General features: G+C 70.9%; 12 protein-coding genes, 3 tRNA genes and 1 pseudogene. 4 read left to right on the top strand and 12 right to left on the bottom strand.

The features are described 5' to 3' along the window. Positions 1-197 precede the first annotated feature (197 nt). From rplA to BCD48_RS24630, 5 genes are all read right to left on the bottom strand, one after another. Positions 198-914 (bottom strand): 50S ribosomal protein L1, encoded by a 717-nt coding sequence (gene rplA, locus BCD48_RS24610; RefSeq protein WP_071050743.1) that lies wholly within the window; start codon positions 912-914, stop codon positions 198-200. Between the two features lie 110 nt (positions 915-1,024). After that, on the bottom strand, positions 1,025-1,459 hold the full coding sequence (gene rplK, locus BCD48_RS24615) for a 50S ribosomal protein L11 (protein ID WP_071050744.1): 435 nt from the start codon (positions 1,457-1,459) through the stop codon (positions 1,025-1,027). A gap of 52 nt (positions 1,460-1,511) precedes the next feature. After that, positions 1,512-2,288 carry a transcription termination/antitermination protein NusG gene (gene nusG / locus BCD48_RS24620; RefSeq protein ID WP_071050745.1) on the bottom strand — a complete coding sequence of 259 codons (777 nt, stop codon included), beginning with the start codon at positions 2,286-2,288 and terminating at the stop codon, positions 1,512-1,514. Positions 2,289-2,589: 301 nt separating this feature from the next. Next, positions 2,590-2,838 carry a preprotein translocase subunit SecE gene (secE, locus tag BCD48_RS24625; protein ID WP_071050746.1) on the bottom strand — a complete coding sequence of 83 codons (249 nt, stop codon included), beginning with the start codon at positions 2,836-2,838 and terminating at the stop codon, positions 2,590-2,592. A 33-nt stretch (positions 2,839-2,871) separates the two neighbouring features. Then, positions 2,872-2,944 (bottom strand) — tRNA-Trp (locus BCD48_RS24630). A 191-nt stretch (positions 2,945-3,135) separates the two neighbouring features. Here BCD48_RS24630 and BCD48_RS24635 point away from each other — a divergent pair. Then, complete coding sequence (locus tag BCD48_RS24635) at positions 3,136-4,344, top strand: pyridoxal phosphate-dependent aminotransferase (RefSeq protein WP_071050747.1); 1,209 nt, start codon at positions 3,136-3,138, stop codon at positions 4,342-4,344. 68 nt (positions 4,345-4,412) lie between these two features. On the opposite strand, the gene BCD48_RS54025 is transcribed toward BCD48_RS24635, so the two are convergent. Both BCD48_RS54025 and BCD48_RS54030 read right to left on the bottom strand, forming a co-directional pair. Continuing rightward, on the bottom strand, positions 4,413-4,937 hold the full coding sequence (locus BCD48_RS54025) for a MaoC family dehydratase (RefSeq protein WP_312622970.1): 525 nt from the start codon (positions 4,935-4,937) through the stop codon (positions 4,413-4,415). Next, positions 4,914-5,363, bottom strand: a pseudogene (locus BCD48_RS54030) (MaoC family dehydratase N-terminal domain-containing protein); the annotation flags it as partial. The gene BCD48_RS54025 and the pseudogene BCD48_RS54030, both read right to left, overlap by 24 nt. Positions 5,364-5,516: 153 nt before the next feature. Between BCD48_RS54030 and BCD48_RS24650 the strand changes: the two are divergent. Further along, the gene (locus BCD48_RS24650; protein ID WP_071050748.1) at positions 5,517-5,945 is read left to right on the top strand and encodes a VOC family protein; all 429 of its coding nucleotides are present in this window, start codon (positions 5,517-5,519) and stop codon (positions 5,943-5,945) included. Between the two features lie 178 nt (positions 5,946-6,123). On the opposite strand, the gene rpmG is transcribed toward BCD48_RS24650, so the two are convergent. The 3 genes from rpmG to BCD48_RS24665 form a co-directional block, all read right to left on the bottom strand. Next, complete coding sequence (gene rpmG / locus BCD48_RS24655; RefSeq protein ID WP_007514786.1) at positions 6,124-6,288, bottom strand: 50S ribosomal protein L33; 165 nt, start codon at positions 6,286-6,288, stop codon at positions 6,124-6,126. A 592-nt stretch (positions 6,289-6,880) separates the two neighbouring features. Continuing rightward, positions 6,881-6,954, bottom strand: a tRNA-Met gene (locus BCD48_RS24660). Positions 6,955-7,044: 90 nt separating this feature from the next. Further along, positions 7,045-7,117 (bottom strand) — tRNA-Thr (locus tag BCD48_RS24665). 609 nt (positions 7,118-7,726) lie between these two features. On the opposite strand from BCD48_RS24665, the gene BCD48_RS24670 reads away from it, so the two are divergent. Continuing rightward, on the top strand, positions 7,727-9,373 hold the full coding sequence (locus BCD48_RS24670) for a GH25 family lysozyme (protein WP_083419136.1): 1,647 nt from the start codon (positions 7,727-7,729) through the stop codon (positions 9,371-9,373). A 156-nt stretch (positions 9,374-9,529) separates the two neighbouring features. On the opposite strand, the gene BCD48_RS24675 is transcribed toward BCD48_RS24670, so the two are convergent. After that, complete coding sequence (locus tag BCD48_RS24675) at positions 9,530-10,024, bottom strand: gamma-glutamylcyclotransferase family protein (RefSeq protein ID WP_071050752.1); 495 nt, start codon at positions 10,022-10,024, stop codon at positions 9,530-9,532. 80 nt (positions 10,025-10,104) lie between these two features. Next, the gene (locus BCD48_RS24680) at positions 10,105-10,872 is read right to left on the bottom strand and encodes an HAD-IIA family hydrolase (RefSeq protein WP_241841957.1); all 768 of its coding nucleotides are present in this window, start codon (positions 10,870-10,872) and stop codon (positions 10,105-10,107) included. Positions 10,873-11,262: 390 nt separating this feature from the next. On the opposite strand from BCD48_RS24680, the gene BCD48_RS24685 reads away from it, so the two are divergent. Beyond that, positions 11,263-13,217 (top strand): NB-ARC domain-containing protein (locus BCD48_RS24685; protein ID WP_198543373.1); only part of this gene is annotated, 1,955 nt, incomplete at its 3' end.

Here is a 13,217-nt window from a genome sequence, read left to right on the forward strand (position 1 = left end):
CCAGCGCGGTTGCTTGCCACTGTGACGTCACCAACCCGAAGACGACCGCGTTCGCGGGGCCTTCGCTTCGCTTCGCTCGTGGCCGGGCCTCCGCGCCTGCACGGTCATATGGCGTTTGACGGCGCGAGCCGTGCCGGTCAGGGACCGGCACGGCTCGATACACCAGAGAAGGCAGGCCCCTGCGGGGACCGGCGGCCTTAGTTCGCGGCCGCGTCCTCCAGGAGGTTGCGGAGGCGGTTCGGGTCGACCGAGATGCCGGGGCCCATGGTGGTGGTGACGGTGATCTTCTTCAGGTAGCGGCCCTTGGCCGCGGACGGCTTCACCCGGACGATCTCGTCGAGCGCGACGCCGTAGTTCTCGATCAGCTGCTGCGCGGTGAAGTTCGTCTTCCCGATGACGATGTGCAGGTTGTTCTGCTTGTCAATCTTGAAGTTGATCTTACCGCCCTTGATGTCCTTGACCACCTTCGTGACGTCGAGCGTCACGGTGCCGGTCTTGGGGTTGGGCATGAGGCCGCGCGGGCCGAGGATCCGGGCGATCCGGCCGACCTTGGCCATCTGGTCGGGGGTCGCGACGGCGGCGTCGAAGTCCAGGAAGCCGTCCTGGATCCGGGCGACCAGGTCGTCGCTGCCGACGACGTCCGCGCCGGCCGCCAGCGCCTCGGCAGCCTTCTCGCCGGCGGCGAACACCACGACCCGCGGGGACTTGCCGGTGCCGTGCGGCAGGTTCACCGTGCCGCGGACCATCTGGTCAGCCTTGCGGGCGTCGACACCGAGCCGGAAGGCGACCTCGACGGTCGCGTCGAACTTGGTGGCCGACGTCTCCCTCGCGAGGCCCACGGCCTCCAGCGGGCTGTACAGCTTCTCCGGGTCGATCTTCTCGGCCGCCGCCCGGTACGCCTTGCTGCGCTTCATTCACTTCTCCTCGTGGTCCTGCGGGCTCCCCCAGGCCGATGCCTGGCGCCCTCCCACCGGTGGGACTGGATGCTCTGACTTGCCGACGCGCCGACGCGCTCCCGGTCCGCCTACTTCTCGACGACGATGCCCATGGAGCGGGCGGTGCCGGCGATGATCTTCTCAGCGGCCTCGACCGAGGTGGCGTTGAGGTCGGGCATCTTCATCGTGGCGATCTCGCGCAGCTGCGTCGCGGTCAGCTTCGCGACCTTGTCGCGGTGCGGCGTCGCGCTGCCCTTGTCGACACCGGCGGCCTTGAGGATCAGCCTCGCGGCCGGCGGGGTCTTGGTGACAAAGGTGAACGAGCGGTCGTCGTAGACCGTGATCTCGACCGGCACGACGTTGCCGACCTGCGACTCTGTGGCCGCGTTGTACTGCTTGACGAACTCCATGATGTTGACGCCGTGCTGGCCGAGCGCCGGGCCCACCGGGGGCGCTGGCGTGGCCTTGCCGGCGTTGATCTGGAGCTTGATCACCGCGGTGATCTTCTTCTTCTTGGGAGGCATCTCGTTCTTCCTGAACTTTCGGTGGCCCAGCCCGGCGGCCCACCGGGACGGGTCAGATCTTCGCGACCTGGTTGAACTGCAGCTCGACCGGAGTCTCGCGGCCGAAGATGGAGACCAGCACCTTCAGCCGCTGGGCGTCCGTGTTGATCTCGCTGATGGTCGCCGGCAGCGTCGCGAACGGCCCGTCCATCACGGTGACGGACTCGCCGACCTCGAACTCCTGCACCTTGACCGTCTCGACCTTCTTCTCCTTCTTCGCCACCGGGGCGAGGATGGAGACCACCTCCTCCCTGCGAAGGGGGGAAGGCTTGTTGGTCAGGCCGACGAACCCGGTCACGCCGGGAGTGTTGCGCACCGCGGACCAGGACTGGTCGGTCAGGTCCATCCGGACATAGATGTAGCCCGGGTACTTCTTCTGCAGGACCATCTGGCGCTTGCCGTTCTTGACGACCGGCACCTCCTCGAGCGGCACCTCGATCTGGAAGATGAAGTCCTCCATGTTGAGGCTGGAGATCCGGGTCTCGAGGTTGGTCTTGACCTTGTTCTCGTAGCCCGCGTACGAGTGGATCACGTACCACTCGCCTGGCGCCTCCTCGAGCGCTCGACGCAGCTCGTCGACGTCGTCCTCGTCATCGGCGGTGCTGGTGGAGCTGAGGGGGGCGGGCGAGCCGGCGGTCAGGTCGGCCGGCGCGGCGGCCGTGTCGTCCTCATCCGGAGCGGCGCCGGCGTCCGTGCTCGCCACCTCGTCGTTCTCGAACGCCGCGAGCGGGCTGAGGCGGTCGAAGGCCTCCCCCTGCTCGGAGGCGGCATGCTCGGGAGACTGGGACACGCGGACGATCCTTACTCGTGTGGTCGCCCGTGGAACACGTTCGGTGACGTGCCCCTCCGGGCGGGTGCGCTGGTTCGCGGCTGTGGCTCGGACCTTGACTTCGGACTTGGTGGCTCGTGCTTGTCGTGCTGGCGGGCTGACGCTGGCGGAGCGATCCGTCTGGCCCGTATCCAGTGGTACCCCGACTGGTGCGCGGCACCAGCCCGACCGGTCACGATCGAGCCACCGCGCCCGCCATTTCCAGGCCGGTTACACCGGCCACGGACCACTAGCACCGCCACATCGGGCGGGCACGGACCGGTCAGCCGAAGATCTGGAGCACCAGCTTCGTGAGGCCGAAGTCGAGGGAGGCCACGATCGCGGTCATCACGGACACGAAGACGAGCACGACCACCACGTAGGTGATCAGCTCCGTCCTGCTCGGATAGACGACCTTCCGCAGCTCCGCCACGACCTCGCGGTAGAACCGCAACGGTGTCGTACGACGCCGGCCGCCAGCCCGCGCGGGCTGCTTGGCCCGCGGGGGCGCGTCAGTGTCGGTCGCCGCCACAGCTCTCCACCACTCTCGATCGTCTGACCTGCGCAGGGGCGACAGGACTCGAACCTGCAACCGCCGGTTTTGGAGACCGGTGCTCTACCAATTGAGCCACGCCCCTTGGAGCCACCCGGCCCATCTCCGACCGGTACATACTTGCGCTGGCTATGTACCAACGACTAGGTACCAGCAGTCGTGTACCAGCAGGCACGCACGTACACCGGTGATGAAGGCCCGAGCGGATCGAGCATACCCCTTGGAGGCGGGCACGCCGCGTCTGGCTCACACGAGGCCCCCAACATCTCTGGCAGCATGGTCGGCATGAGCCGGATCTCGCGCCGCATCGGCGGCATCGCCCCATCCGCCACCCTGGCCGTCGACGCCACCGCCAAGGCGATGCGCGCCGCGGGCCGCGATGTGATCGGGTTCGGCGCGGGCGAGCCGGACTTCCCGACCCCGGACCACATCGTGGCCGCCGCGGAGAAGGCGTGCCGGGACGTGAAGATGCATCGCTACACCCCGGCCGGCGGCCTGCCCGAGCTGAAGGAGGCCGTCGCCGGGAAGACTCGCCGCGACTCGGGCCTTGTCGTCGAGCCGAGTCAGGTGCTCATCACCAACGGCGGCAAGCAGGCTGTCTACGAGGCGTTCGCGACCCTGCTGGACCCGGGCGACGAGGTGCTGCTGCCCGCGCCGTACTGGACCACCTACCCGGAGGCGATCCGGCTCGCCGGCGGCGTGCCGGTCGACGTCGTCACCGGCCCCGAGCAGGGCTACCGAGTGACCGTCGAGCAGCTGGAGGCCGCGCGCACGCCGCGCACGAAGGTCCTGCTGTTCTGCTCGCCGTCGAACCCGACGGGCGCGGTGCACAGCCCCGAGGAGGTGCGCGCGATCGGCCAATGGGCCGTCGAGGCCGGCCTCTGGGTGATCACGGACGAGATCTACGAGCACCTGGTGTACGGCGACGCGCGGTTCACGTCGATACCGGTCGAGGTGCCCGAGATCGCCGACCGGTGTGTGGTACTCAACGGAGTCGCCAAGACCTACGCGATGACGGGTTGGCGGGTCGGCTGGCTGATCGGCCCCGCGGACGTCGTGAAGGCCGCGTCGAACCTGCAGTCGCACCTGTCCTCGAACGTCGCGAACGTCTCCCAGGTGGCGGCGCTGGCCGCCGTCGCGGGCCCGCTGGACGCGGTGGCCGACATGCGCGCGGCCTTCGACCGACGCCGGGTCGCCATGCACGGAATGCTCAGCGATATCCCCGGGGTGCGCTGCCCGCTGCCGGAGGGCGCCTTCTACGCCTATCCGTCACTGCGGGACGTCGTCGGCCGGACGATCCGCGGCAAGACGCCGACGTCGTCGAACGAGCTCTGCCAGGTGATCCTCGAGGAGGTCGGGGTCGCGGTCGTCCCCGGCGAGGCGTTCGGCACCCCCGGCTACGCCCGGCTTTCCTACGCGCTCGGCGACAACGACCTCGCGGAAGGCGTACGTCGCATCGCCACTCTCCTGAGCGAAGCCAGCTGAGCCTCCAGGCGGTCCTGTGACGAGCGCTGAGCGCCTGTCACAGGACCGCCTGCCGATGGCCCGCCGCGTCAGGACAGCTGGATCTTGGCCTTGGCGGCCATGAGGACCTTTGCTCCGTCACAGCGGACGGTCAGGTTCACCACCACGATGTTGTCTGGCAGCTTCTTCTCCACCGCGGCGCGGACCTCGACGACCGCGCCGGTGTCGTCGTTGGGGACAACGACCGGCGATGAGAACTTGACGCCGTACTCACGGATCGCGCCCGGGTCTCCTGCCCAGTCGGTGACGACGCGGCCCGCGGTGGCCATCGTCAGCATGCCGTGCGCGATCACGCCCGGCAGCCCGACCTCGGCCGCGACCTTCTCGTTCCAGTGGATCGGGTTGAAGTCACCGGAAGCCCCGGCGTAGCGGACCAGGTCCGCGCGCCGGATTGGGAAGTCCCGCGCAGCCAGCTCGGCGCCCACCTCGATCTCGTCATACCGGATGGGGGCGACGCGGGCGGCCCCGCCGGCTGGCTCGGCGGCGCCGCGCGCGCCGGCCGGCGCCTCGACGCGCACCGGGCCGGCGTTCGGGTCGGCGGTGCCGCGGGACACCAGGCCACACTGGCCGGTCGCCACCGGCTCGCCGGCGGCCGTGCGGAACTCGTAGCCCGCGGTCAGCACCTCGTTGGTCGCGACGGTGCGCAGGCCGGTGAGGGTGGTCACGGCGGTCAGCTCGTCGCCGGCGACGAGCGGGCGCGACAGGGCGAACCGCTGCTCGCCGTGCACGATGAGCGAGAAGTCCATGCCGAACGCGGGGTCGTCGACCGGCAGGCCGAGTTGCCCCGGGATGGCGGCCACCAGAAAGGTCGGCGGTGCGACCAGATCGGAGTAGCCAGCGGTTCGCGCCGCTTCCAGGTCGTGGTACAGCGGGTTGGGGTCCCCGATCGCCCGCGCGAACTGCCGGATGTGCTCACGGCCGACGAGAAAGGGCCTCGCGGCGACGAACTCACGCCCGACAAAAGCCTGGCTCAGCGGCATGAACGGCTCCGATCCACAAGGTGCCCCGGCTCTGACCGGGACGACCATCCCTACCACTACCACGCGACCGCTCACATCAGCCCCGCGCGCCGCTTGGCCGGCCCCACTGCCGGGGCGATCCAAACTGTCGGCAGGCCGTGGCACGGTGCGGCTATGGACCAGCGAATCAGCTTTGTCACCCTCGCCGTCGCCGATCTCGCCGCCACCCGCCGCTTCTACCTCGACGGGCTGGGTTGGACAGCCGAACTGGACGTGCCCGGCGAGGTGCTGATGATCAGAACCGCCGAGCGCCTCGTCCTCTCGCTATGGGCTCGTGAGGAGTTCGAGAAGGAGGTCGGCACGATCAGTACCGGCACCGGCGTGCCTCCGATCACCCTGGCCCACAACGTGCCGACCACAGCCGAGGTCGACGCGGTCCTCCGCACCGCCCGCGCGGCCGGCGCCGATCCGGTGCACGAGGCCGTGGAACGCGACTGGGGCGGCTACACCGGCTACTTCGCGGACCCCGACGGGTATCGCTGGGAGGTGGCCCACAACCCGGGGCCGATCGGCCAGCTCGTCCTGCCACAACCAGGCGGGTGAAACTACAAGATCAGTTTCATGAGGAGACGAACGCGTCCAGGCCGGCGACCTGTGGTCGCCGGCCTGGACGATGCGTGTGCGGGAATCTCGCCGTTGTCACCACCGACCCGGCGCGCGAGGCGCGAACTCGGAGGGCCCGCGGAGATGCCCCGCTGGCAGCCGGTGGTGGAGCTAGGAACTAGCGCGTCTCGCGGTGCTCCGTGTGCTTCCGGCAGTTCGGGCAGAACTTCTTCAGCTCGAGGCGGTCCGGGTCGTTGCGCCGGTTCTTGCGCGTGATGTAGTTCCGGTGCTTGCACACCTGACACGCCATAGTGATCTTCGGACGAACGTCGGTGGCGGCCACGGCGTGTTGCCTCTTCCTCTAGCGGTTATCGGTTGCAAATCTCAACAGCCACGAAGCCGACCCCTCTTCCCGAGGTCGCCACTCCACGACCGGCCGCGCGCTACGCGCGGCCCCCAGGCCGGGGCTACCCCCAACCGAAGTCCTGACGAGTCTAGCCGACGACCGCACCCCTACTCCGCGCCCACCGGCCTCACACACCCACGCCAGCCCCCACAGCCAACCGGCTGGCCCCCGGCAGCCTCACGACCCCCAGGAAGCAGGGCAGCTACCCATCAGCACGAAGCCGAAGCGAACCAGTGCCAGCGGCGAACCCCCAGGGACAACCACGAGCGTCCGGCGAGGCTTCCCCCAGGGAGCCAAGCAGCCACCCCGAAGCCCAACGCCCCCGGCAACGCGCGAAGCCAACAAGGTCAAGCCGCCCCACAACATCGCCCCCGCAAGCCCCCAGCGACGCGCGAAGCGCGGAGCGATGGGGGGTGTCGGGGGGCGAAGCCCCCTGACATCGGGGGTTCCAGGGGGTCGCCCCCCTGGGCAGACATCGCGGGCCCCCGCGAAGCCCCCAAAGGGGAGCGAGCAGGATAAGCCCGCCTCGTAGCGGTGGCCGGACTTGAACCGGCGACACAGCGATTATGAGCCGCTTGCTCTGCCAGACTGAGCTACACCGCCTTGGACCGCTACGCGGCGGCCTATGCGGCAGCGTACCGGCTGGGACCGCTACATGACATCGATATGATCACGATGACAGGCGGACCATCGAGCCCCTTTACGGAATCGAACCGTAGACCTTCTCCTTACCATGGAGACGCTCTGCCGACTGAGCTAAAGGGGCGTAACTCTCGTGCTCGCGCGGGACACACGCTACACGATGGCGGGGCAGGCGTGGGAAGCAGGCTCCGCGACGACGCCCACAGCCACCGCATGACTGGCACCGCGCTTCTCGAAGGTCAGCCCTTTCTGGCACCGCCGTCCGACCAGGTGCTTCCCAGCCGGTCGCGGTCCCCGCTGGCCACCGGTGAGGGCCACCCGGTCGCCCGCCCGCGCCCAGCGGACCATCCGCATGCCCGCCCGACGATCCCAGTCCGGCCGGGCACCCCTGATCACCGACCGTGAACAGGAACGGCGTCCGCGGACGGCGACCGCGACGCCCGAAGATCCACGGAAAAGATCTGGGACCCGCCACGCCGGGGCATCGCCCGCACTGGAGCCGGCGGCACAACGGAAGCGTCCTAGTGGCCGGACCTTCCGGAAACGCCGGGACATGCCGAGTGATCACTAGTGAGGGCGTCGACAAACTCGACGCGACCCGCGAACCGATTGCACTGAGTAGCCAATCTGCCGCTTAGCGTAGTCGTCGGCCGTCGGCATCCGCTGATCGGACGCACGGCCGCGCTCTGTCCGAGCGGACCCGAGCGGAACCCGCGAGCAGCGAGGGTTGCCCATGCGCCTCACGCACCACCCCGGCATGCACCACCAGGACAGACAGGCAACCAGCGTCGCCGACGGCGCGGCTGACGATCTGCCGCCAGGCAGCGGCCTGTCGTGGAGCAAGGGCGTGGATGGAGGGCCGCGCGGCGTCCGCGTGCCGGCTGGCACACCGCTGCCGCCCGGCACGACCTTCGGCGATCCTCGGCAGATCGGTGACCACCGTTCCACGCCGTCGCGCGCGTTGCCACCAGCGCGGCCTCCCGCACGCGGCCAGCGTGTCACCGGCAGGCATTCCGCGCGCGGACGGGACTCAGCGGGTGCCGCGGCGAAGGTCGCCTCCAGCCGTACGGACGCCCCGCCGCGGACGCGCCCGGCGGGCGGCCGCGGGTCGCGCGCGGCCGAGCGGGGCTCGACAGGGCAGTTCGCTCCACGGATGGCCCTGCTGGCCGTCACCGCCCTCGCGCTCTCGACGACGGCGACCGCGGCCGCCGCCGCGCCGAACCCAGCCTGGCCGCGCGGTGTCGACGTCTCGTCCTGGCAGCACCAGAACGGCGCGTCGATCGACTGGAACGCCGTCAAGGCTGCCGGTAACTCGTTCGCCGTCATCAAAGCGACCGAGGCGACGACGTACACCAACCCGCACTACGCGGCGGACAAAGCAGGCGCCCAGGCCGCGGGCCTGGTGGTCGGCTCCTACCACTACGCCCGGCCCGCGCTGCCGATCTCCACGGCCGTCGACCAGGCCCGCTACTTCCTCGCGGCGGCCGGCAACTTCAACGCCCCCGGAATGCTGGCCCCGGTGCTGGACCTGGAGACCACCGGTGGCCTCAGCCCCACCGACCTGACCGCGTGGACCCAGGCGTTCCTGCGCGAGGTGGAGAGCCAGACCGGCCGGACACCGATTCTCTACACCTTCCGCTCGTTCTGGACCGACAAGATCGCCAACACCCAGTCGTTCGCAAAGTACCCGCTCTGGTTCGCGATCTACAACAGCAATGCCGACCCCGGCTGGCTGCCCGGTGGCTGGCAGAAGTGGCTGATCTGGCAGTACGACTCCGGCGGCGCGGTAGGTGGCATCCCCGGGCGGGTCGACGTCAATGCGTTCTGCTGCAGCTCGGCCGACCTGGCAAGCAGCGCCGACGGAACCCGCGACGAGATCGCCGCCCGCTACGCCGCCGAGCCGCTGCTGCACATCTCCCTGGGAGCGCCGGCCCGCGCCGAGGGACCGGCCGGCGGGGGCGGCCGGTGGCAGCCGTACACCAACGGGATGATGTTCTGGTCGGTCGAGACCGGCACCCGCGCACTGTTCGGCCCGATCGCGCAGAAGTACCTCGCCTACGGCGGCAGCAACGGCTCACTGCGCCGCCCGCTGGAGGACATCTCCTGGACGACGGCGCCGGACGGCCTGCAGGCCGTGTTCGAGGGCGGGCGGATCTATTGGCACCCGGCGCTCGGCGCGTTCGTCGTACACGGCGAGATCCTCAACAAGTACCTGGCGCTCGGCGGTTCCGGTTCCTGGCTCGGCCTGCCAGTCAGCGATGAGTACGACGTGCCCGGCGGCCGGGAAAGTGCCTTCCAGAACGGCAAGCTGCGCTGGAATGCCGCCACCAACCAGGTCACGGAGACTCACAACACGCCGGTCGCGGCGCCGGCCCCGTAGCCCGGCTCGATAGCCGTCGTCCGAGGGCGACGCCGGCCGGCAGCTACGCCGGTCGGCGTCGTTGCCGGCCGGCGTAGCTACCGGCCGACCGGTACTGAGGGCGCGCGGACGCCGCCCGCCACGACGTGCCACTCGTCCGACCGCCGCGCGCCACGGTCAGCCGTCCGCACCCAGACGCAGGCGGGCGGCGTAGCGGCCGAGGCAGTGTGACGCAAACCAGCCAGAGTCCCAGTCGCCCTCTTCGACGTCGTCCACGGCCCGCCAGGCATAGGCCAGGGCGCCCCGCGCCGCTTCCCCCGCCGGGCCGCTTCCCCGACCCAGGCCGTCTCCTCCGATCAGGCAGCCCGGGGCAGCAGTGCCGCCGAGGGTTTCCGTCTCCACCGGGCACAGGACGTACGCGTCGCCCTCGAAGTCGTCGAGCAGGGCCCACTCGGCCGCGCAGAGCCCGGACAGCAACAGCCCCGACGCCCGCCGGCCCGCCGCCGGGACCAGGCCCGGGTAGACCCGGCCCGGCAGCCGCGCGGCACGCCACCCCGCGATGACCGCCGCGGTGAAGGCGGGGCGGCGGCCGAGGAGCGCCTCCACGATGTCGCCGAACATCAACGTGCCGTAGGCGAACAGCGCGAGTCCCGCCCGCTCGCCCACCGGCACGCCCGCCCCGGCTCGCCCGGCCCGCCGTTCCGGCCGCGCCGCGGATCCCGGGGATCTCCGCCGGTCCGCGCCGGCCGTCGTCATGGGGCCAGGGCCAGGAGGTCTGGAAGATCCGCCACCGAGTCGATGACATGATCCGGGGTGCCGCCCGCGGCGGCGAGCGTATCCTCCCGGAACTTGCCGGTACGGACCAGCACTCCCGTCAGGCCCATCGCCTGCGCGGCAAGCACGTCGCTGGTCACGTCGTCGCCGACCATCAGGGCCTCCGCGGCCTCGACGCCGACCAGGTCCAGGGCGGCCAGGAAGAACTCGGGCGCCGGCTTGCCGACAACGCTCGCGCGCACACCGGCCGCCTGCTCCAGCCCGGCGAGGTAGGCACCGGTATCGAGGGTGAGGCCGTCGTCGGTCGCCCAGTAGTGGTTGCGGTGGAGGGCGACGAGCGCCGCGCCGCCGAGCAGGTGCCGGAACACCGAGGTCAGCGCATCGTGGGTGAACTCGGGCCCGGCCCCGCCGACGATGACGACGTCGGGCCGCTCGCCTGGGCTGGCGACTGTGACACTCGCGAGATCCGCGCTGATGTCGCCGCTGTTGAGCAGATGGACCCGTGCCCCGGGATGGTGCCGGCGCAGGTAGGCGGCGCCGATCACTGGGGCGGTGATGATCTCGTCGTCGCTGGCCCCGATTCCGGCTTCCCGCAGCGCCGCCCCGATGGCGGCCCTGGTTCGCGACGTCGTGTTCGTCAGGAACGCCACCGCAAGCCCCGCGTCCCTGACCTGGCGCACGGCGTCCGCCACCCCCGGCAACGCCCGCCACGAGACGGTCAGCACCCCGTCGATGTCAAAGAACACCGCCCGACACCCCATCCCGGCACCGTAACCGCCTACGAGCGCCCGAAAACCCACCCGCTCAACCCGGAACCCAGCCGTAACACCCGCCCCCGAATCCACCCCCCACCCACCCGCTCGTCCACAGCCGCCCAGGATCAGTCAGACGAAGCGCGCCACCCAGATGATGTTGAAAAATTAGCACCGCCCGCGCCAGCTGGCGCGGGGCGGTTCTGCTTGTCCGCCGCAGGCCGGTCATGTCCGCGTAGGGAAAGTTGGCACAGGAGTGGTCGCCGCAGTTTGCGCATGGCTTTGGGCTTCGGTGACGGTGCGGGCCAGGTTCCTTGGTGGTCTTGTGGGTGGGACGATGACTTCTGCTGATCGCGCGGTGTGGTGGTACGGGGGTGACGGCCGGTGGAGAGCCTGTCGGACGGGGAGATTCTCGTGTTCGCGACGGTGTTCGTGGAGCCGCGACCTGCTCGGCAGGTGCTGGCAGACGCAGGCTGGCCCACTCACATGGTTCCCGCGTGGGGGGCGGACTCCGGCGAGTTCTGGCGTGAGGTGTCGCGGCGGCTGGCCGCCGGGGTGGAGGCCGACGGGCGGCGCCGGCTGTTCCTCGCCGCGCTGGAGCGGTATCCGGCCAATGCTGTGTTCGCAGCGGGTGCCGGGGCGGTGGTGGGCCGGCTGCGGCGGGTGCCGCCGGTGGATCTGCTGCCGGTGGTGCCGGCGCGGTTCGTACCGCGGGAGGCGGACACGGCGGTGGTGCGAGGGCTGCTGCGGGACGGGTCGGTGGGGCAGGTGGTGGCGCTGGTGGGGATGGGGGGTGTCGGGAAGTCGACGCTGGCCGCCGCGCTGGCCCGGGATCCGGCCGTGGTTGAGGGGTTCCCGGACGGGGTGGCGTGGGTCGGGGTCGGCCAGGATCCGCTCGTGGCGGAGAAGCTTGCCGAGGCGTTGGAGGCGTTCGGGGATCCGGGGCCGGTGCGGGACGTGGCGGACGGGACGCGGCGGCTGCGTGGGCTGCTGACGGGCGCGCGGGCGTTGGTGGTGCTGGATGACGTGTGGGACGTCGGCGTGTTGGAGGCGTTTCGGGTGCCGGCCGGGGTGCGGCTGTTGGTGACGACCCGGTCGAAGGACCAGGACACGCTGTTCGGTGACGCGACGGTCTACGACCTGGCGGAGGTCGACGAACAGACGGCACGGCGGGTGCTGGCGTCCTACGCGGGTTGCGCGGTGAGCGACCTGCCCGCGGTGACCGGCGAGATCCTGGCCCGGTGCGGGGGTCTCGTGTTGGCGTTGGCGCTGGTCGGGGCGATGGTCGGGGCTGGCCGGGGCCGGTGGGAGACGGTGGCGAGGCGGCTGCGCCGGGCCGATCTGGCGGCGATCGCGGGCCGGTTCGCGCAGTATCCGCATCCGTCGGTGCTGGCGGCGCTGGACGTGTCGGTGCGGGCGTTCCCCGACGCGCAGGTCCAGCGGTTCCGGGAGTTCGCGGTCTTCGAGGGGCTCGGGCCGATCCCGGAGGCCCTGGTGGTGGGCCTGTGGCAGACGACCGGTGGTCTTGAGGACGTCGACGCCGAGGATCTGATCGGTCTGTTCGCCCGCAACTCCCTTGTGCAGGTGGATCCGGTCTCGGGCGCGGTCCGGTTGCATGGCCTGCTTTTCGAGTATGCGCGGGGTTCGCTGACCGGCGAGCAGGTGCGCACGCTGCACGGCCGGGTCGCGCACTGGCTTCTCGGCCGCTGGGGCGGCCTGGCCACCCAGCCGCCGCTGTCCCTGCTGCCGGCGGTGGCCGACCGCGGCGAGGTCGACCGGTATGGGCTGACGGCGGTGGTGACGCATCTGCTCGCCGCCGACGACCCGGCCACGGTCGATCTGCTGCTGGCAGCCGAACGTCCCGCACCCGGCGGGCGGTTCGAAAGCGTCTGGTACGTCGTGCACGAGGACCAGGGCAGTACCGCCACCTACCTGGCCGCTGTCCACGCCGCCCGGGCCGGCCAGTCTGCCGACACGCCGGCAGGGCTGGCCCGCCACGTCGGCTACGCCCTGCTCCTGGGTTCCATCACGAGCCTCGCCGCGAAAATCCCCCCGGCCCTGCTCGGCCGGCTCGTGCAGGCCGGCCTGTGGCCCGCGCCCCGCGCGCTCGCCTACGCCCAGGCCATTCCCGACCCGTCCCGCCGCGCCGAGGCGCTGGCCACGCTGGTCGGGTACCTGCCCACCGAGCAGCGCGGCCCCGTCCTGACCCAGGCACTGGCCGCCGCCACCGCGATCGACCGGCCAGACGACCGGGCCGAGGCGTTGGCCGGGTTGGTCGAGCACCTGCCCACCGAGCAGCGCGGCCCCGCCGTGGCGCAGGCCCTAACCACCGCCACCGC

The organism is Pseudofrankia coriaricola (assembly GCF_001854805.1).
GTDB lineage: Bacteria > Actinomycetota > Actinomycetes > Frankiales > Frankiaceae > Pseudofrankia.

Excerpts from the sequence above, each read along its gene's own strand:
- BCD48_RS24650 (WP_071050748.1), top strand. The coding sequence starts at position 5,517 with ATGGACCAGCGAATCAGCTTTGTCACCCTCGCCGTCGCCGATCTCGCC.
- rplK (WP_071050744.1), bottom strand. The coding sequence starts at position 1,459 with ATGCCTCCCAAGAAGAAGAAGATCACCGCGGTGATCAAGCTCCAGATC.
- BCD48_RS24635 (WP_071050747.1), top strand. The coding sequence starts at position 3,136 with ATGGTCGGCATGAGCCGGATCTCGCGCCGCATCGGCGGCATCGCCCCA.
- BCD48_RS24670 (WP_083419136.1), top strand. The coding sequence starts at position 7,727 with ATGCGCCTCACGCACCACCCCGGCATGCACCACCAGGACAGACAGGCA.
- rplA (WP_071050743.1), bottom strand. The coding sequence starts at position 914 with ATGAAGCGCAGCAAGGCGTACCGGGCGGCGGCCGAGAAGATCGACCCG.